The 20,546-nt window shown below is 53.8% G+C and carries 12 protein-coding genes and 1 pseudogene; 1 reads left to right on the forward strand and 12 read right to left on the reverse strand.

Annotation, left to right across the window (positions count from 1 at the left end):
• Positions 1-24: 24 nt before the first annotated feature.
• The 6 genes and pseudogenes from MKZ79_RS07000 to MKZ79_RS07030 all read right to left on the reverse strand — a co-directional run bounded on the left by MKZ79_RS07000 (position 25) and on the right by MKZ79_RS07030 (position 5,144).
• A complete protein-coding gene (locus tag MKZ79_RS07000; protein ID WP_336140894.1) occupies positions 25-375 on the reverse strand; it encodes a hypothetical protein in 351 nt (116 codons plus the stop codon).
• Positions 375-2,417, reverse strand: a pseudogene (locus tag MKZ79_RS21230) (DNA/RNA non-specific endonuclease); the annotation flags it as partial. The pseudogene MKZ79_RS21230 and the gene MKZ79_RS07000, both read right to left, overlap by 1 nt.
• A gap of 283 nt (positions 2,418-2,700) precedes the next feature.
• On the reverse strand, positions 2,701-3,147 hold the full coding sequence (locus MKZ79_RS07015; protein ID WP_336140897.1) for a hypothetical protein: 447 nt from the start codon (positions 3,145-3,147) through the stop codon (positions 2,701-2,703).
• Entirely contained in the window at positions 3,144-4,130 is a 987-nt protein-coding gene (locus MKZ79_RS07020; protein ID WP_336141372.1) for a VENN motif pre-toxin domain-containing protein, read from the reverse strand. The genes MKZ79_RS07015 and MKZ79_RS07020 overlap by 4 nt, the downstream gene beginning before the upstream one ends.
• On the reverse strand, positions 4,130-4,735 hold the full coding sequence (locus MKZ79_RS07025; protein ID WP_336140898.1) for a hypothetical protein: 606 nt from the start codon (positions 4,733-4,735) through the stop codon (positions 4,130-4,132). The genes MKZ79_RS07020 and MKZ79_RS07025 overlap by 1 nt, the downstream gene beginning before the upstream one ends.
• A 133-nt stretch (positions 4,736-4,868) precedes the next feature.
• The gene (locus MKZ79_RS07030) at positions 4,869-5,144 is read right to left on the reverse strand and encodes a hypothetical protein (RefSeq protein WP_336140899.1); all 276 of its coding nucleotides are present in this window, start codon (positions 5,142-5,144) and stop codon (positions 4,869-4,871) included.
• Between MKZ79_RS07030 and MKZ79_RS07035 the strand changes: the two genes are divergently transcribed.
• Positions 5,135-5,389 (forward strand): hypothetical protein, encoded by a 255-nt coding sequence (locus tag MKZ79_RS07035; protein WP_336140900.1) that lies wholly within the window; start codon positions 5,135-5,137, stop codon positions 5,387-5,389. The two genes, MKZ79_RS07030 and MKZ79_RS07035, sit on opposite strands and share 10 nt — an antisense overlap.
• Positions 5,390-5,443: 54 nt before the next feature.
• Here MKZ79_RS07035 and MKZ79_RS07040 read toward each other — a convergent pair whose 3' ends face one another.
• The 6 genes from MKZ79_RS07040 to MKZ79_RS07065 form a co-directional block, all read right to left on the reverse strand.
• Positions 5,444-5,782 (reverse strand): hypothetical protein, encoded by a 339-nt coding sequence (locus tag MKZ79_RS07040; protein ID WP_336140901.1) that lies wholly within the window; start codon positions 5,780-5,782, stop codon positions 5,444-5,446.
• Complete coding sequence (locus tag MKZ79_RS07045) at positions 5,779-6,216, reverse strand: DNA/RNA non-specific endonuclease (RefSeq protein ID WP_336140902.1); 438 nt, start codon at positions 6,214-6,216, stop codon at positions 5,779-5,781. The genes MKZ79_RS07040 and MKZ79_RS07045 overlap by 4 nt, the downstream gene beginning before the upstream one ends.
• 636 nt (positions 6,217-6,852) lie before the next feature.
• The gene (locus tag MKZ79_RS07050; RefSeq protein ID WP_336140903.1) at positions 6,853-7,191 is read right to left on the reverse strand and encodes a hypothetical protein; all 339 of its coding nucleotides are present in this window, start codon (positions 7,189-7,191) and stop codon (positions 6,853-6,855) included.
• 298 nt (positions 7,192-7,489) lie between these two features.
• On the reverse strand, positions 7,490-7,876 hold the full coding sequence (locus MKZ79_RS07055; RefSeq protein ID WP_336140904.1) for a barstar family protein: 387 nt from the start codon (positions 7,874-7,876) through the stop codon (positions 7,490-7,492).
• Positions 7,877-7,886: 10 nt separating this feature from the next.
• Positions 7,887-18,395 (reverse strand): hemagglutinin repeat-containing protein, encoded by a 10,509-nt coding sequence (locus MKZ79_RS07060; RefSeq protein ID WP_336140905.1) that lies wholly within the window; start codon positions 18,393-18,395, stop codon positions 7,887-7,889.
• Positions 18,396-18,431: 36 nt separating this feature from the next.
• Positions 18,432-20,135: a ShlB/FhaC/HecB family hemolysin secretion/activation protein gene (locus tag MKZ79_RS07065; protein ID WP_336140906.1), complete on the reverse strand. Its 1,704-nt coding sequence runs from the start codon at positions 20,133-20,135 to the stop codon at positions 18,432-18,434.
• Between the last annotated feature and the right edge of the window lie 411 nt (positions 20,136-20,546).

Consider the following 20,546-nt stretch of genomic DNA (forward strand, 5'->3'; position numbering starts at 1 on the left):
CTGATTATAAAATAAAATCCCGGTTCAGCTGTAGACTGACCGGGGTTCGTATTTAAAATTAATGTTTATCTTGAGTGTTTCAACATCCACAGTTACTTCACAACCGTGCCATAACGGCTTTTCCTGAGAGTTAAAGTTAGCAACAAAATAATTTCTTAACTCGACAAGAAGATCTAGTAAATTGCCATTGGCTCTCGCTCCGGCAGAAAACCAATTTACTTTTCCTGTAACTTTATCTACATAATCAAATTCACATTTACAGTGATCATTTTCAGGAGATAATTCTGCCCGCATGATTACCTTCAATGCAGCATCAGGAACCACTGCCAGTAATATTGAACCAATATCATTGTATATTTCTTGGTCTGTCCGCATTATTTACCTCCCGGTGCATTTTTGAAGGTTTCCTCGATAGGCCTCCCTCCATCTATCGTATATTCTACATAAAGTTTATCGGGTCTGACACTATCACCCACATATGATGGCTGGATATTGACCTTCACTTCCTTTCCTTCACTCAACGCTTTAGCCCAGGTATTTTCCATCTGCTTCCAGGCACCTTTATACAGATTACCATTCATCGGCAGAAGATTCAGTTTTTCGCCCAGCCCGTTAAAGATAGAGGCTATTAAATGGCCACCTTCCTCTCCTGCAACCCCACATTTACCCGCTTTACATTGCTGATAAGTATTTCTGTCTTTTACACTGGAGCTAAGAGTCGCTTCCACCTGGATTGGTCTTGCAAGATTATCCGTCTTGTAAACCTTATCACCATCCAATTTATAAAGTGTATTCGGCTGTGGATTATTTAAATCTTTACTCCAGTCTCCCTTACCGCCAGCGTTGATATTGGCAACCCTCAGTTCTGACACAGCATTATCACTTGTTTTTACCAGCTGGCTGACTGTCTCGGTTGATACGTTTGTACCGGTCTGCTTCTCAACCGTCATCAGCGCCTTCAGCTCTGACAACTCTTTAGTCGACATTTTACTGACTGTCGCTACCGTCAGGCCCGCTGGTGCCGCATCACCGGCAATCATATCTGCTATCCAGGTACCCACTTCATTGACACAGAGAACCGGGTTTTCTACGCAACCGCTGGCTGCGGCTCTTGCTGCGGCGATCACCTCCGGCGCGACCGTACCGGCAGCCACGGCACCGTAAGCAGCGACGGCTATTCTGGCATTTTCTTTCGCCTCTTCAAGCTTGTGTAATACCTGGATCGCTAACGGATCGCCTGCTTCAGCCTGTTCCCTGACTTCCTGCTCATATTTTTCAGTCAGCCGGTAAAGCGAGTCACCTGTTTTCTTAAACTCATCCTGATAGGCATCGGGATTGACGTACTAAAGCAGCGAGTTATTTTCAACCGCATTCTTCCTGGCCTGAGCGCCCGTCACCGCGCTGCCTGCGCTGTCTCCTGCCAGGCCGCCAGCCAGACCCGCCGCCAGCGTCCCCAGCGCGCTTATCGTCTGACGCTGCTCTTCGCTCAGGTCTTTACGGTCAACGCCCGGATAGAGCTGCTGCGCGATATACTCGCCCGCCGCGCCGCCCGACGCGCCCGCCAGCGCCGAACCGCCCGATGCCTGCGCTACCGCCGCGCCCAGCACCGCGTGCGCTATCAGGTTCGCCTCGACGTTCACCACGTCTTTGCCATTCGCATCTTTGGTGGTGGTCGCTTTATGAATAAGCTCCGCCAGGTACGGTGCCGCGCCGCCCGCTACCGCTGCCGACAGGTTCCCGCCCGCCAGCGCCGAGACGGCCGCCGTTGCCGCGCTGATGCCCTGCTGAATGGCGCTGCCCGTTCCCCACGGCGCCATGGCATTGTTGTAAGCCTGCTGCGCTATATCCTCGTATCCGGGCGCCGTTTTCACGTTGTTCTGCCGCGCCCTGTCTTCCAGCTGCGCCTTCGCCGTCGCCATCTTTTGCGGGTCCAGCTTCGCCTTCTCGCCCGCTATCTTACCCTCAGTCCTGACGATATCGCTGACCTGCAGGCCGATATCCACCACCGCCTGCACCGTTTCCACCCGGCGCTGCTCTTTCTCCTTATCGAAGATTTTTTCCAGCCCCGGATTTGCATTTGCCACGTCCCGGCTCAGGTCATTGACGTTTTGCTGCTGTTTATCGCCGTTGCGAACGGTAATGGTGCCTTCGCTTACCGCCGCTTTGGTGGTCGAACCCGCGCTGCCGCCGCCGTTGATGCCCGCCAGCATCGTGCTGGCCATATTACCCAGCATCTGGCTGCCAATCGGGCCGCCGCTGCTCATGCCCACGCTCTGGTGCTCAACCTCGTAGTCCGCGTGGTTCTCAATGTTGCTGAAGCCCAGCGTGCCGGTATCCAGCTTATTGAGGCTGGCATCCGCCGTCGAGCCGATAACCGCGCCGTTCAGCTGCGTGTGCCCGCCGACCGTTACGTCAAAGAGCGCCCCCCTAATGAAATTTCTGCATTCTGCAATATACCTCACCCCGGAGCAAATGCACCGGTGGCAGCCGCAGAAGCGCTGCTCGTCTTTGCGTAACGTAAGGCCTGTAAAAAACTATCTGCCCACAAGCAGCGGCAGATTCTGGAGTCTATTTAGGCCACTTTTAGGCCGCAAAAGCGGCCATGGAAAATCTTGGATAGGATGATTAATTGGTGAAGGATTTGAGGTTATTTGCTGTTTTTGAAATAAAAGCCCAGCCGTTTGCCTGTGACAATAATAATCACTTAATACTATTAAAAAAACCATCTATGTCAATTGGATAACGCCAGCTTTCAGTAGGTGAATATTTTGATATTTCATATACCCCCCCTAATTTACCGATGTAAATTTCAGGGAAATCGTTTCCTCGAGCTGCAAATCTCAGACAATGTCCACTCCGATATTCGTACATTTTATCTACAATCTCATCATCCTCAACATCCTCAACATCCAATATATTATAGGATAGATAGATGTTTTCTGCTAATGATTGCCCACTTAATTTATTAATTGGGATTTCATGTTCTCTAATTTCTTTTTCATGTTCAAAAAACCACTCTATAAATTCATTTACATCGACTTCCCCTACAAAAAGAGAGTGTTTTTCTCCATTCACTATTACTGACAAGTCAATTAATTGAACAGCATCACTTTCTTTGCTTTTTGTAATTAATAATTTATTCATCATTTGCCTTTTATTAATTTATTGTATTCAGCTTTAGTAACATCACCTCGATTTAAAAACTCTCGTAAGATCTTCGGTGGTGCTTCAGTACCAGGTATAGGATAGCCATGCCACCCTCCAACATTATCAGGTTGGAATTCATAAACTTTTCCACTATTCATCCCATAACGTTGCTTACCGCCTTGAATCGAGTCATTTAAAACTTCTTGCGCTTTAGTATCGCTTAAGTCCATCGGTGTTCCCCATCCCCCAAGAGCATGTTTTGGGCTGGGTACATATTTATTTTCACTGCTGTCAGACAAATAAGCCAGATCATCCTTATTCTGCTCAGGGATCGGCGTTACCGTACTGCTTCCGCCCGTATCCGGCGCACCTTCAGTATTTCCGGTATTGCTTGCGGCCTGTTCCCCAGATCGATCTGGTGTTGCCAGCCACGTTCCTTTACTTTCTTCCTGCACGGGATTAACCAACTTCCCGCCCGTCAGGTCGTCATTAACCGGCACCGTTTCGGTCTTGCTGCCAGCTTCATCCGTATGTTGCTGATTCAGTGCCATGTTCGAATTGCGCGATCTTGCAGCCTCATCGCGCGCTTCAACAATTGAAGGACCGTCAGTAATAGGTGGCGTATTTACCTCAACTCCCGCACCATTCAGCGCCTTATCCAGCTCCGACGCAATGTTATTGTTAGCGTTCTGAACAACTTTATCGCCCGGACTCAGCGCCAACCCTGGAACAGGCACCACTACTGGCCTCGGCGTTAAAAGATAATTGTTTTCCAGCGCATTCTTCCCGGCCTGAGCGCCCGTCACCGCGCTGCCTGCGCTGTCTCCTGCCAGGCCGCCCGCCAGACCCGCCGCCAGCGTCCCCAGCGCGCTGATGGTCTGACGCTGCTCTTCGCTCAGGTCTTTACGGTCAACGCCCAGATAGAGCTGCTGTGCAATTAACTTGCTGCCACATTGTCGCCTGCCAGCGCTGAATATTTGTATTAATTGCTATAAGATTTTGGAAAATAAAAATTAATTTTGTCATTCTTAATTAGACGTTTTTTAGTGAAATCAATATTATCTGAAACGGCGAAAGCATGGCGTAGTTCTAATGGAAAATCTTCAATGGATGCATATATAGTTGGAATCAAATATCTAAAGTAGTCACCCATTTTGCTTTCACCTTCATAACCGACAGGGTAGTCTTCTCCCTCACCACTCCCCTCAACTGCGTGATATTGAAAAAAACCTTTATTAATAGATAAATTAGCATCGCTATATCGACCTGAGCATTCAAAATCTTTTATAAGTTCTGCCGTTATATGCTCTCTGGAATCACTCCGTCCATAACGCCATGAAGAATATAAATCCAACTCAAAAGAACCATTTTTTTCTTTCGGATAAGGCAAATAGAGCGCTGACTCCTCCCAAATATACTCATTTATGGCATCCAATAAGAATTCAATATCCTTTTTGATAAGTAATGCCTTTGGCAAATCGCCAAAGCAATTATTTACCATCACAGCAATTCTTCCTGCCTTATCCATGGAAAACCATGTAAAAATGGTTCCAAACCTTGGTTTCCAATCAACATTTAATGTGCTCATATTTATATCCCTTTTGGTGATGTAATCTGACAACTTAAACATTATGGAATTATCGTATTAAAGCAAGAAACCCTTATCTTCTACACTTATTTATTTTTTAAAATTAAATTTCATTTTAATATTAGAGCTATACTCACGACGCCATGCAGTTATTGTAAGCCTGCTGCGCTATATCCTCGTAGCCGGGCGCCGTTTTCACGTTATTCTGCCGCGCCCTGTCTTCCAGCTGCGCCTTCGCCGTCGCCATCTTTTGCGGGTCCAGCTTCGCCTTCTCGCCCGCTATCTTGCCCTCAGTCCTGACTATATCGCTGACCTGCAGGCCGATATCCACCACCGCCTGCACCGTTTCCACCCGGCGCTGCTCTTTTTCCTTATCAAAGATTTTTTCCAGCCCCGGATTTGCGTTCATCACATCGCAGATTAGGAACGCCGGTTAACGTGCGGGTGATGCAGGACTGCCTGATTATTACCCGCCAGGAACCGCAGCCGGAGCCGCCCGCCGAACCGGAAGTGGTGACCACGCTGAAGCGTGCCTGCAAGAAGCTGTCGGCCTGCAAGCAGCGGGAGATTGCGGCGTTTATTGAGCTGGTTGCCACGCCGCAGAAGGGGCCATGGAAAATCTCTGAGGGAACGATTGAGTGGCGGACACTTTAGGGTAACCTGCTGATTGGGAAAAAAGATCCCGGCTTAACTTAGCCGGGATCTTTTTTAATCATAGCGGTAATCTAAGTTGATCTTCATTTTCTCAATATCAACTGTAATAAGGCAACCGTGCCATGCAGGCTTATGATTAGTAAGATTATTTACCACATAATATTTTCTTAGCTCAACTAGCTTTTCAAGAAGCAGTCTATCTGTGGCAGGCATTCCCGGTAAAAACCAATTTTTTACTCCTTTTGTATCAACATAATCGTATAAGAATTTTGCATGATCATCTTCAGGCGATAACTCGGCATCAAGCAAGATCCTCTGCGCACCTTCAGGCGCTGATTCAAATAATATACGCCCTATCTCTGAGTATAATTCATCATCACGAGAAGCCATCATTTACCTCCAGGTGCATTATTAAAAACCTCCCTTACTGGGCGCTCAGTATCTATTCGATAAGTAACACTAAAACTATCAGGCCTTACATTGCTCCCACTATAAGATGGCTCTATTTTAACATCAACTTTCTTTCCATCTTTTAACGCATTTGCCCATGTGTTTTCCATTTTTTTCCAGGCACCTTTATTCAGATTTCCATCCATTGGAACCAGATTGAGTTTTTCTCCGGGGCCGTTAAATATACTGGCTATCAGGTGACCTCCTTCATCACCAACAACACCACACTTACCTGCTTTACACTGTTGATAGGTATTTCGGTCATTCTTAGACCAAGCTAATGAACTTTCAACGCTCTCCGTCCTTCCCAGAGAGTCGGTTTTAAATATTTTATTATCATCCACCCTGTGAGGTGTATTCGGCTGTGGATTATTCAACTCTTTACTCCAGCCTCCCTTACCACCCGAGTTGATGTCGACAATTCTCAGTTCCGAAGCAGCATTATCACTTGTTTTTACCAGCTGGCTGACTGTTTCGGTTGATACTTTTGTACCGGTCTGCTTCTAAACCGTCATCAGCGCCTTCAGCTCTGACAACTCTTTAGTCGACATTTTACTGACTGTCGCTACCTTCAGGCCCGCCGGTGCCGCATCACCGGCAATCATATCTGCTATCCAGGCACCCATTTCATTGACACAAAGAACCGGGTTTTCTGCGCAACCGCTGGCTGCGGCTCTTGCTGCGGCGATCACCTCCGGCGCGACTGCACCGGCAGCCACAGCACCGCAAGCAGCGACGGCTATTCTGGCATTTTCTTTCGCCTCTTCAAGCTTGTGTAATACCTGGATCGCTAACGGATCGCCTGCTTCAGCCTGTTCCCTGACTTCCTGCTCATATTTTTTAGTCAGCCGGTAAAGCGAGTCACCTGTTTTCTTAAACTCATCACGGCGCCTGGCATTATTGTAAGCCTTTAAGATGATCCTGGATGTGGTCCGGCTGATTATTAATTGGCTAAAAAAAATAATAACACACTGAAATTAAAATAAAAAAATGGATGCACTGCCGGGGTTTTTTCAACAACTCAATGAATAGACCTTTCTAAAGTTACTATAAATTTTATCTAGATGGTAAAATTTTGCATCGGGAGCATCTTTTAATTCCTCATATCTCTCTATGATTTTGTTAAATAATCCTTCTGGTACGGGATAAGGATTTCTCTTATTTTTTGCACAATAGAAGTAGAAAAGCGCCTTTTCGAGCTCAGGAATGCTGATATTTTCATTTAGAATATAATTAATTGCAAATAACCATTCACTCTCAGATAGAAGTAAGTTATTAAGGCAGGCTGCTTTAAAAAAATAATCGTCAACATGCGTTGACTGCAAGGTCTTTTTACACATATCTTCAGCCAATCTGATATCTGTTGAAAAAAGAGCGTTGAGGTAGTCGATCACCTAACTAACAGTGATCTTCATAAGATTCGATATCCGCGCAACCATTCACTAAATAGTTATCTATGTTTTTTGTTAAATTTTCATTAGTCTTATCAATTATCATTGAAATGCCCATATTTTAACAGGGGCTAATCGCTTCAAACCATCGGGTACAATTTCCCTCACCGGCTTTATCGAGATTATCTGATGGTCTCGCACCAAAGGAATTACCCCCAGCCTAACCTCCATTTACCTGCTTATATTACATGATGCAACGTTAAGATAAAAGAATATTAGTAATATAATCACGATGTTTTTCCTGAAAAACTACCTCTAGTGTATGCTGCTCATAACCATACCAATGCAATACGGTATCTCTTAAAATTTCTAAATATATTTTTAGATCAGCACTTGAAATATTTGGCAGCACATCATGAACTATTATTATTTTTTCCTCATTGATCCAATCAAAATCACGCAAGCAATCTTCCAATGCATTCCAGTTGAAACCAAAATACCCCGGAAACCATAGCAGATAATAAAGTGATTTTAATAACTCATCAGTATTGGAAATTAACGGATCTAATCTGGCGAAGAAGACTTCGCCTGTGTCATATGATGCTGGGCCATCAGTAAACCTGAACACATCATTATTATCAGTCATTCGTGTTTTCCTATTTAATTCTTATAAACGTCTTATAATGGTCATTCGTATAATATGTTTCACCTTTCTGGCCAACAACTATCCGTTGGGGACCAGGACCAGAAATTCCAGGGGTTGGGTGTACATATTCCTTATAGTATCCGGGCTGTTGCGGAGGAAGCCCTGTTTCACCGGTAACCCTGTCAGGACGATTCTGGAATGTAGTTCCATCATTTCTATGTGGATAAGAACCACCAGTCTGTATCCTGTCAAGAGTAGGTTTTAAATCTACGGTTCCGCTAAAATTTTCACCTGTTTTTATATCTCGTACATTTACACCATCAATAAATCTAATTGGTTCATTCGCATTTTTCCTGGCAATATTTTCTCCAGTTGACAAATAAGCCAAATCATCCTTATTTGGTCCATTCGGAACCGGTGTTACTGTGGTATTCCCGCCTGTATCCGGCGCACCTTCAGTATTTCCGGTGTTAGTAGCACCATTTAGCTCTCGCTGATCTGGTGTGGTCAGTGTCGTTTCCCTATGGTTATCCGGAAGTGGATTTTCCAGGCTGCCAATTGTCAGCGGCTTATCCGGTGCAGGGAAGATAGTAACCAGCCCTTTCTGATCCTGTGCAACCATATAGTCATAGGCTGCCCGCTGCTCCGGCGTTAGTTTTTCTATCAAATCGGCACGACCGGTCGCAGCAACACCCAATAAGTACTCTTTATCAGTATCTGAAAGCTTATCCAGTACGGTGGCTGCGGTACCTATTCCCAGAAGACTTCCTAAACCTTTCTCGATCAAAGCATTACGACAGGCAGCGATTTTAGTACATCCTTCTGCGGCAAGTATTGCCCCTTGTCTCAGCACAGCCAGATTATTATTCTCAACCGCATTCTTCCCGGCCTGAGCGCCCGTCACCGCGCTGCCTGCGCTGTCTCCTGCCAGGCCGCCCGCCAGACCCGCCGCCAGCGTCCCCAGCGCGCTTATCGTCTGACGCTGCTCTTCGCTCAGGTCTTTACGGTCAACGCCCGGATAAAGCTGCTGCGCGATATACTCACCCGCCGCGCCGCCTGACGCGCCCGCCAGCGCCGAACCGCCCGACGCCTGCGCTACCACCGCGCCCAGCACCGCATGCGCTATCAGGTTCGCCTCGACGTTCACCACGTCTTTGCCATTCGCATCTTTGGTGGTGGTCGCTTTATGAATAAGCTCCGCCAGGTACGGTGCCGCGCCACCCGCTACCGCTGCCGACAGGTTCCCGCCCGCCAGCGCCGAGACGGCCGCCGTTGCCGCGCTGATGCCCTGCTGAAGCGCCCCGCCCGTTCCTTTACCGCTGTCCAGCATCGCTTTGTTGTATGCAGTCTGGTACAGCTGCTGAACGATATCGTCCTGCGCTGGCGTTTTGTCCGGGTTAGCCTTCTGCCACTCTGCCTTCGCTGCCGCAAGCTCTTTCGTACCGGCCCTGTTCAGCGCTTCCGTGGCTGACTTCGTTGCCGCTATCTTACCCTCAGTCCTGACGATATCGCTGACCTGCAGGCCGATATCCACCACCGCCTGCACCGTTTCCACCCGGCGCTGCTCTTTCTCCTTATCGAAGATTTTTTCCAGCCCCGGATTTGCATTTGCCACGTCCCGGCTCAGGTCATTGACGTTTTGCTGCTGTTTATCGCCGTTGCGAACGGTAATGGTGCCTTCGCTTACCGCCGCTTTGGTGGTCGAACCCGCGCTGCCGCCGCCGTTGATGCCCGCCAGCATCGTGCTGGCCATATTACCCAGCATCTGGCTGCCGATCGGGCCGCCGCTGCTCATGCCCACGCTCTGGTGCTCAACCTTATAATCCGCGTGGTTCTCAATGTTGCTGAAGCCCAGCGTGCCGGTATCGAGCTTATTGAGGCTGGCATCCGCCGTCGAGCCGATAACCGCGCCGTTCAGCTGCGTGTGTTCGCCGACCGTTACGTCAAAGCCGCCTTTCCCTGCGAAGATGCCCGTCTGCTCGTTCACGCTCTGCCAGGTGCTGTGCATCTTGTCCCGGCTCAGGTTCACGCTGACCGAGCCGCCGCCTCCACCGAAGGTATAGCTCGCTCCGGCGCTGGCGCTCTGCTGCTTCGAATCATAGCGGTCGCTGTCCTGTTCCGAGGTCAGCGTCAGGTTGCGCCCGGTGTCCACCTTCACGCTGTCGCCGCTGACCTGCGCGCCCTGAAGCAATGTATCGCGTCCGGCGTTCAGGCTCAGGGCTTTGCCCGCGTTCAGCGTGGTTTCCGTCTGGGTCACGCCGTTGCCGTTCTCACGCCCTTTGCCGGCGTTGATGCTGGCCGATACGTTGACGCCGGTGCCGCCGGAACCGGCGGTCAGGCCCACGCCGATGCTGCCGCCCTTGCTGCTGTTGGTGCTGTCGGTACGCTCGCTGTTCTGTGCGGAAAGCAGGTTGATATCATTTTTTGCCGTCAGCGCCATATCGCCGCCCGCCTGAAGCTGGCTGCCCTGCACGGTGATATCGCCCTGGTTGCCCGCCTGCGCACCCGTGGCGGTAATATTCAGATTGCCGCCCGCGCCCAGCGTGCTGCCCTGCGCCTGGCGGCTTTCGCTGCGGGTTTCGCTTTTCGATGACTGGCTGCCGTAAGAGAGGTTGACGCCAACGGTATCGGTCGAGCCTTTTTGATAGCCGTCATCGCCCGGCTTCAGGCCCAGCGCTTCATTATGCGCGTTTGCCGCAGCGGTCTGCGCGCCATCCATTTCGGCCGCCTGCGCCGCCTGCTTTACGCTCAGCGCCGCTTTGGTAGCCTGTAAGGCTTTCATACGGCCGTCGCCAGTTTCCGCCGCCGTATGGGCAACCTGCGTCGCCGTGTTCAGCGCAGAGCCAACGGTGCCGGAAAGCGCCAGCGTCAGGCCGCTCTGTTTCTGTTCGGTTTTGGTCAAAGAGGTATGGCTGTTTTCCGCCGCAGTGATTGCTACGTCGCTGCCGCTCAGCGTCAGATCCTTGCCTGCGATAACGTCGCTGCCGTGGACGTTAAGCTGATTATTGGCGCTGAGGGTAACGTTGCCTTCGCTGCTGCCGATGGTGCTGCCTTTGTTCAGCGAGCCGCTGGCGTCGGTGGTGCTTTTCTGCATCGCCTGGCCGACGGTAAAGCCGATACCGCCAGTGCCCATCAGGCCCGATTTTTTCTCTTCGCGCTGATGGATTTCCTGGCTGGACTCGCCTGCGGTGGTCACGCTGAGATCGCGGCCCGCGCTCAGCGCGACGTCCCTGGTGCCCGCCACGTTGCTGCCCGTAACGGCGATATCGCGGCCCGCCTGAAGCTGGACGCTGTCGCCGCTGAGGGTAGTGCTGAGCGCCTGCTGGTTATGCACCTCGTCGTGCGTTTCCAGGCTGCTGCCCGACAGCAGTCCTTTGCTGCTCTGTTTGCTGTGCTCAACCAGATCGCTACGGTCGTTGCCGGCATTGAGCATAATGTCGCGTCCGGCGCTGGCGGTCAGCGCGCCGCCAGCCGTGACGTCGGCAGCGTTCGCCTGAATATCCCTTCCGGCGCTGAGCTGTAGCGCGCCCGCTGCGTTAATCCGCGTGCCGACGTCCGTCTGCTGTGAAAGACGGCGATAGTTATCGCTGCCCCAGCTATCGTTTTCGCTGTGCTGCGTCGTGACAGTACCCAGCGTCAGATCCTTGCCCGCCTGGATACGCGTCGTGCCGTTCGCGCCTGCATTGCCGATATCGCTGGCGGCCAGCGTGATATTATTCAGCGCACTCAGCGACAGCGCGCCGTCACTTCCCTGAACATAGATGCCCGCCGGACGATCCACCCATCTGTCCGTGCCGTCGCCACGCAGCGTCGACTGGCTGGTGATATCGCGTCCCGCCAGCAGCGAAACGGATTTATCGCCGCTGATGGTGCCGCCGAGGTTGTTGATATCCTGACGCGCGGTCAGGCTGACCTGGTTGCCGTCGATGTAGCCGCTGTTGGTCAGCGACTGCGCGGTGAGCTGGGTGACTTCCCTTCCCAGAATAGTGCCGCTGTTGGTGATATCTTTTTGCGCGTTAATAGCCACGCTACCGCCACCGAGCAACGCGCCGTCGCCGGTTAAATCCCCTTCTTTGACCTTCGCATAGACCTGAGGCACCAGCACGGTTTGCTGCGTACCGTCCGGCAGCGTTACCGTCTGATTCACCAGCCAGACGATATCGCTGGTCAGCAGCGCCATCTGCGCCGGAGTCAGCGCCACGCCCAGCGTCAGCTGATACTCCTTGCCGAAGGCGATGCCGTTGTTCATCAACCCGCGATACTGATCTTCATCGCTGCCGTAGCCGCTGATATAGCGGCCGCCGGTCAATTGCGTGACCTGATCGCGTACCAGCCTCTGTTCATAATAGCCGTCGCCCAGCCGTTTCATGATCTGGCTGCCGTCTGTGGTGAGCGCGTTTTGCATATAGTCGCTGCCCAGCCACTGCTTTTGATTAACGAAGCGTGGATCGGTTTCCACCAGATAGCGGCTTTCGCTGGCGGGCTGTAGCTGATACAGGCTGTTGTCCGGCAGACGCGTGTCCGGCGAAACGGCGCGAATCACTGGCGTAATGGTTTGTCCATCAACCACCGTAGAAGGCAGCGTTAATGAAAACTGCTGTCCGTTCGGCAACAGCAACGGATTATTTTTGACATCGCTAAGTTTATCAAGGGTTAATGTACTGTCGTAACGCTCTCCGGCAGGCAATACCGTGTCGCCGCTGGCTACGCTACCCAGCGTTACCGCTGTTTTAGCCTGCTGGCCTTTTATCGCACCGACCGTCCCGGCCTGAGCCGTTACCGCCTGCTGTTGCAGCCCATTAGTTTGATAGCCGCTGCCCTGCGGCGCGGCATTAGCCTGCCACGTGAGGGTTTGTAGATCGATAGTTTCCGTGACCGGCGCTGGCGCGTAGTTACTGCTGCTTTTGCCCTGCGAGGTTTTAGTGCCGCCAAATTTCTTTTTCTTCTTTTTGGCGTACCAGCGTACCGATTTGCCTTTATCGGTAGTGACGCGCGTACCTTTAGTGGCTTCGTTGTCCAGCTCGCCAATCTGGCCGCCCAGCGTCGCGCCCGCCACTATCTGGCTGTCCTGGTTCATCAGCCGATCGGCGGTAAAGGTCATATTGCCGCCCGAGAGGATTTTTCCCGGATCGCTCGATTTAATCTGCGTTTCTTTCACTACGCGCTGGTAGGTGTATTCGTAAAATTCGCTGCCGCTGGTGCCGTCCGGCATACGGGCGCTGTGTACGCCATATTTGTTTTTATGGCTGGTATCTACTTCGTCCCAGTCGAAGCGATCGGTATGGCCTTTCAGGACGACATCATGATGCTGGGCGTTTTCCGTGGTGACGGTTTTCGTGGTGAGGTTGCGGTTAGTGTTGTTCACCTCGGAAACAGCAAGAGTGGCATCGCGGGCAGCTTCAATGGTCGCGCCGTCATTATTTAGCTGCCGGGCCTGTCCGGTTGCGTGGTAGCTGGCATCCAGCTGGCGACCAAAATGCATATCGCCGTCGCTGTAGATTAACGCGTGATCGCGGTTATTGATGGTGTCGGCGCCTATGTCCAGCCTCTCCCGCGCAGCGATAACGGCAGCTTTGCCCTTATCGCTGAGGTTATTCAATACCGTAGCGGCAATAGCGATACGATCGCCGTAAATGCGACCCGTGCCGATATTGTTGAGTACGTTAGCGGTAAGGTGCGTCAGGCCGCCGTCAATCAGCCCGGTGTTGGTCAGGGTATCCGCCGCTGCGATATGCGTTTCCTGCGCGCTGATTTCGCCCTTTTTATTATTGGCGACGTTCTGTGCAGAGAGCCAGAGCGCCTGCTGCGCGCTGATAGTACCCTCGTTAGTGAGGCTGCCGCCCGTAGTCAGCCGCAGCGTGCCGTTAGCTTTAACTTCAGAAGCGTTATGGAAATCTCCCGCCAGCGTAATACCAAGATCGCCCTGCGACAGCACCTGCCCGTCGCCGCTTAGCGAGGCGGCACCGATTTGGGCCTGCCTGTCGGCGATCACTGTTCCTTTGCGGTTATCGATAGCAAGCGCCTGTCCCTGAGCCGCATCCTGAACAATCAGCGTATTGGCGGAGGAGATCAGCCCGTTGAGGTTCTCCAGCGCCTGACGCACCGTCAGCGAGAGCAGGTTGCTCGCCCGTAGCGCGCCTTTGCTGTTATCCAGCGTGTCGGTTTGCAGCGTCAGCGTGCCGCCTTCAATGCCTTTGTTGTTTTGCTTGCTGTTCTGGTTGATCAGCCGTGGCGTAACAATATCCAGCGCCTGACTGCCGTGGATCAGGCCGCCCGTGTTGTCGAGCTGCTGCGTCAGCGCCAGGCTGGCATTGTCCACGCTCTGCAACTGCCCGGACTGGTTGTTGAGCTGACCAGCCTGTAGCGTTAGCGTGCCGGCAGAGAAGAGTTTACCGCTCTGGTTTTGCAGCCCGTTCGCGCCCAGATCCAGCGTTAAATCTTTGCCGCCCTGGATTTGCCCCTGCTGGTTATCCAGTTCGCCGCTGGCGATACGGCTATTTTTCGAACCGGCAATCAGGCCGCGCTGGTTACTCAGCGTCCGGCCTGCGGTATCAAGGGTGATATCGCCCGCCGACTGGAGTTTGCCGTCATCGTTATTGAGCGCCTGGCCGCTGTATGCCAGCCCGCCGTTGCCCGCTATCTGGCCCTGGCTGTTGTTCAGCTCGCCGGTATGCAGCGTCGCCTGATTGCCTGCGGCAATAAAACCGGTGTGGTTATCCGTCGCGCCGCTGCGTATATCGAGATCGCGCATGGCGACGATGCCGCGCTGGCTGCCGCTGCCGGTATTCACCAGCTGCTGGCCCTGAGTATCAAGCAGCAGATCCGTGCCTGCCTGTAGCAAGCCGCCCTGATTTTCCACTTTACCGCTGAGCAGGCTAAGCAGGCCGCTGCCGCCATTCAGCACGCCGTCCTGATTATTGACATCGCCAGCGACGATATCCGCTCCGGTTTTACCGGTAAGACCGCCTTTTTGGTTATTCAGATTGCCCGAGCGCAGCCTTAGCTTGCCGCCGCTGAACAGGCCGCCCGCGGTGCCGCTATCGCTGTTATTCAGGCTGTTGCCGTGCGTATCCAGCAGCAGATCGCCAGCGGCTTCGATTCTGCCCGCGCGGTTATTCAGCTCGCCGCTGTCCAGTTGTAAAACGCCGCGAGCCCCTAACTGCCCCAGCTGATGGTCGAACGTTTGCTGATGCGTATCTACGGTAACGTTCTGCCCGAGAATAACGCCGCTGCCGCCGTTGATTTGGCCGGTTGAGAGCAGCAGATCGCCGCCTGCAATAATGCCGCCAGTCGTGCCGCTGTCGCTGTTGGTTAGCTGCGCGCCCTGCGTATCCAGCGACAGCGCATCCCCTGCCTGCAGCAGGCCATGCTGGTTTTCTACCGCGTTGGTTATCAGATTCAGCGTTTTATCCGCGGCGAGCGTGCCGAGGTTATTGGTTAAAGCGCCGCTGTTTATCCTGGCGTCACCTGCCGCCACTATGGCGCCTGCGCTGTTATCCGTGTCGCCACTGTTCAACAGCAGATCGCCGCCTGCAATAATGCCGCCCGTCTGCGCGCTTTGCTGGTTATCCAACGCCCCGGCGGTAAGCTGCATGTCGCTGCCGGACTGAATGCGCCCCGCCTGGTTATTTAACGCGCCGCTCTCCAGCAGCAGCGTGCCCAGGGAGCTGAGGATACCGTCCTGATGCTGGAAATCCTGTTGATGCGTGTTAATGGCAATATTTCGCGCCTGAATAAAGCCTTTGCCGCCTTCGATTTCACCGGTCGCCAGTTGTAGATCGCCTCGTGCCAGGATACCGCCGCGCTCGCCGCTGTCGCTGTTGTTCAGGCTTGCGCCGTGCGTATCCAGCGACAATTCGTCGCCCGCCTGAAGTAAGCCACGCTGGTTATCTACCGCGCCAGTATCAAGAGAAAGCGCCCCATCCGACATCAGAACGCCCTCGGCATTAATCAGCGCTCCGCTGGTTATGTTGCTGTCTGAAGCAGCAGCGATTACGCCCCGGCTGTTGTCTGTGTCGCCGCTGGCGATAGCGAGCGTGCCGCCGCTGATTATTCCGGCTTTGCCGCTGTCAGTATTGGTTAACGCTTCGCCGTGAGTATTGATTGCCAGCGCCTGGCCGGACTGAATCAGGCCCGACTCGTTCTTCAGCTTGCCACTGTCGAGGTTTAGCGCGGTCTGCGCCACTATATTGCCGCTGGCGTTGTTCAGTTCGCCAGCCTGCGTAGCAACAGAGAGCTGTTTGCCCAGCAGCGTGCCGCCCTGGTTGTCCAGCCCGTGACTCTGTGTAGTCAACTGCTGCTGCGCCTCTATGCGCCCTTTGGCGTTATTAATGCGCTGGCGCGTGACCACTTTGGCTTCGCCGCCGGTGGCGGAGATCGCTCCCTGCTGGTTATTCAGGCTTGAGCCGGAAAGATTCAGGTTTTGGCCAGCGAGCATTGAGCCCTGCGTGTTGTTCAGCACATCATTCGCGCTGACATGCAAATCGCCCTGCCCGGCAGCCAGCAGCGTGCCGCGACTGTTATCCAGACTGCCTGACGCGATACGCAAATTGCCGCCGCTTTCGATGCGGCCATCCTGGTTTGCTATCGCGCCAGCCACATCCAGCGCCATTTCGCCCTCGCCGCGCTGCGACAGGACGCCCTGTTGATTATTCAGCGTGTCAGATTTGAGCGTTAACGCCTGCGCCTGGGTATGCCCCTGCGAGAGATCAAGATTGCCGCCGGTTACCTCTAACGCGCCTGCCGACAGCAGGCTGCCCTGATTGCCGTCCAGCTGCGCGATATTCAGCTTTAATTTGCCCTTGCCCGCCAGCTGAAGCGTGCCCTGCTGGTTCTCCAGCTGACGCGCATCAAGCGTAAGATTGCTGCCGTTGCCCGCGATCAGGCCGCTGCGGTTATCAATGCTGTCCGCCTTGATAGCCGTGTCGCCTTCGTTAACGATGGTGCCCTGATTATTCAGTAAAGCGCCGGTATTCAGTGCCAGCGCCTCCTGGTTTTGCTGCCGTAGCAGGCCGCGATTGTTGCTGATGTTTTTTGCCGTAACGCTCAGGCTGCCTGCGGAAAGTTTGCCATCATCATTGTTTAGTTTTGTCGCGGCGCCGATCTGAATCGCTCTGGCTGATACGGTGGCGCCCGCAGTGCTGATATCGCCTTGTGTAGAAGCCAGCCCAATGCTGTCGGCTGAAGTCTGGCTGCCGGCGAGATCGACGCGGCTGCCCTGCGCCTGAATATGGTCATGCGCCAGGTTTTTGCCCTGCGCTTTCAGCTCGCCCTGGCTGGTCAGAGAGAGATTGCCCGACTGTGTCAGCGCCCCGCTGTCATCCACGCCCGCCGCCAGCGTGCCCTCATTGGTGCTCTCAATACGATTGGCGCTAAGCGTTGCGTGACTGCCCGCGCTAACCAGCCCGCTGTTTTGCAACGTGCCGCCCGCTGAAAGCGCCACCTCTTGCTTAGCGAGTATTTTGCCGCTGTTTTGCTGATCGCCCTTGCTGGCTACCTGCAAACTGCCGCCGCTTTGCAGCGTGCCGCTGTTTTCCAGCTTGCCGTCCACGCTCAGCTTAAGTTCGCCCACGCTCGCGCCCAACTCGCCCGCGTTGCGCACGCCGACGCCTTTTTCGGTGCCGGTCAGCGTAATTTTATTGGCGTACATGCCGCCTATTGCCGCTACGTCGAGTGCGAACGCGGGACGCGTAGCTTCATCGCTGGCTTTGACCGCCGTTACGCCGCCATCGGCAGAAACCTGGTTTTTACCGGTCACAACGTTCAGCTCGCGGGCGTGCAGTCTGGCATTCACCTCGACCGACTGCGCGATAAGCTGCGTGTAGTCCGCCTCGCTGTCCTGCAGGCCTTTACCGGCGATATTGATGCGGCCGCCGTTGACGTCGAAGCCTTTCAGCTGGCCGTTTTCCATCACCGCCTGGCCCGTAGTCAGCGTATTGCGGCTGGCATTGATAAAGCCGCAGCCGTCGCAGGTGATGCCTGCCGGGTTGGCGATAACGACCGCCGCGCGTTTACCGGCAACTTCGATAAAGCCGTTGAGCTGGCTGGGATTGCGGCTGTTGACCTCGTTGAGAATGACGCTGGCTTCCTGCTTTGACAGCCAGGGATTGGCCGCCACCATCCCGCCCAGTTGGGTGCGGGTGTTCTGGTGGCTGTTGTTGAGGATGGCGCCGCGTCCGTCGACGTCGAGCTGGCTATATTTATTGCGCGAAACGCCCTGAGCATTCGGCGTCTGTATGTTGATCTGCGGCAGGCCGTTGGCGGTGGACATCACCGTCGGCTGCTGATTGCCCGGCGCGCTGCCGTCCGCAACGATATTCGCCTGCGCCGGCAAACTGACCGCGCCAGCCGCCAGCCAGAGCGCAAAGGTGACCGGACTGATACGCGCTCGCGTTTCCGTACGCGAAGCGCGCTGGCGGCAGCGGGCCACGCGTGAATAGCCGCTGCGGGCGATATCCGGCACCACCATCAGCATGCCGCGAACTTTATTAAAGATAATGCGATAGCAAAGCTTGTTCATGTTGCGCACAGTCCCTTGTCAGGCAAAAGAATGGGGTCAGTAGTTCCAGTTCAGGCTGAAGCCGAAAGTCACCGGATCGGTTTTAAAACCCGCCGGTTTCGACAGCGGTATCCCGGCAAAAAGGTCGTAGCTGAGGTTGGCGGGCGCGATGCCGCCGCGCAGGCCTGCCACGCCGCCGGCAAGATGGCGGCCGAGCAGCTCGGTGTTGGTTGTGCTGTGGCCTGCGACTTCGCCATAGTCCGCGCCCAGATAGAGCTCCTGCGCCGGAAGCGGCGTTCGCCAGGCCAGCGTGTTTTGCAGCGTCCAGCCCCGGCTGGCGCTCAGCGTCCTTTCGCCGTCGAAGCCACGCACGCTCCAGCGGTTGCCGATAGCGAACTCATCCTGCGGCGTCAAAGGCGTGTTACTCATCTGCCGACGGTATTGTATGTTGTAACTTAACTGCTGTTTGCCCAGCGTGAACGGCGCGTTCAGGCCAGCCTGCCAGGTAAGGATTTTTGACAGCGCGGTGGCGTAAGTGGCGTCCTCATAGGACTCTTCCCACGCGGGCAGCGCGCCAAACCAGCGCGTGCCGCGCTGATAACTGACGCCCGCGTCCAGCGTGGCCGCGCCAATATAGTGACGATGTGCCAGACCCAGCCGCCAGGCGCTGGTGCGGCGCTGCTGGCTGACAACTTCGGTATCGTTGATAAAGTTACGCGACTCTTTGACCAGCACATCCCAACTGGCGGTGGTTTTGGAGGTGGCGTTACGGTGCAGCACGCGACTGAGCTGAAGATCCAGCGAGCGGCTTTTGCCCGCGTAGAGGAAATCCCGGCTGTAGCCAGCCACCGTCTGATGGTAGTCGTAATCGCTGGCGGTCACGCCGACCAGCCACCAGCCGAGCGGCACAGAGTAGTGCCCGGCCAGGCTTTTGCTGCTTTTTCGACCGGCGAAGCCCAGATCGCGGCTGGCGGTAAGGTAAAAGAGATCGCTTAACGACGTGGGATTATCCAGCGCCAGCATCACGCCGCTCTGATAGCGGCCCGTGCTCTCAGTGCCGGAGTCGTCCAGCCACGCGCCGAGCCGCCAGAAGCGGCGCTGGGTGCGCTCAATAACAATATCGCTTTCGCCGGGTTTCTCGCCCGGACGTAGCGCCATATGCGCTTCCACGGTCGGCAGACGCTGCAGGTTTTCCAGCCCCTGCTCAATATCGCGCAGATCCAGCAGGTTTCCGCTATGCGCGGGCATCGCCGACCAAAGGCTGACGTGGCGCGAAGAAGAGGGTTCGAGCGTTACGCTGCGTATTCTGCCCGGCACGATCAGCAGCTTAAGCTCGCCCTGGCGCAGATCCTGCTGCGGCGCGAGCACCCGCGTGGTAACCCAGCCGTGGTTGATTAAGCGGTTTTGCAGCGTGCCCATCAGTTGATTGATGCCCTGAACGCCAATGCAATGACCAATCGCCTGATTAGCCAGCCGCTGTAAAGGCACCCAGTGCGGCAGCGCTTCCTGCCCGGAGAGCGTAACGCGATTCAGCGTAAAGCAGGGTTTTTCTGCGGGGAAAGCTATCCGGGAAGGCGCCGGAACAGGTTCAGCGAGACGCACATCCGGCGCCTGTGGCGTCAGCCTCTCTTCACGGGCTTTTTGCTGCTCCTGCTGATGCTGTAGCTGCTGGTCGCCCGGCGCGGCGTAAACGGTGCCCGTGATGATAACGGTAAGCGCGAACCACGCTATGCCCTGTCGCTTTCTCTCTTTTCCCTGCATAAGACTTCCGGCTGTGAATGTGTAACAAAATATGTATATGAGACTTTTTATGCGCACATTATGCACCCGCAAGAAAAAACCTCAATAAAAAATGTAGAAAAACTTACAAAAAACTTACATTGATAATCAGTTTGGCTTAACTAAATAAGTAACGAAGGTGACTACTCAGGCAGGCAGAAACGATTTTATTTAGCGGAAAAATGACAAGGGGTAGATAATAATATTCTTTATTATCAGAGGGTAAATGGCGAACCGCCTGTTTACAGCTGAAGGCGTACGCTATCTGAATGGCTTACAGGAAAGCTACCGGAAGGATAAATTGGAAAGATTTACTACTGCGCCTGTAAATTTCACTTAAGTCATTTACGACCAGAGATTACTGAGGCTTTATCATTCATTTTGGGTCAATAC

It is taken from the genome of Erwinia sp. CGal63 (assembly GCF_037026505.1).
Classification (GTDB): domain Bacteria; phylum Pseudomonadota; class Gammaproteobacteria; order Enterobacterales; family Enterobacteriaceae; genus Erwinia.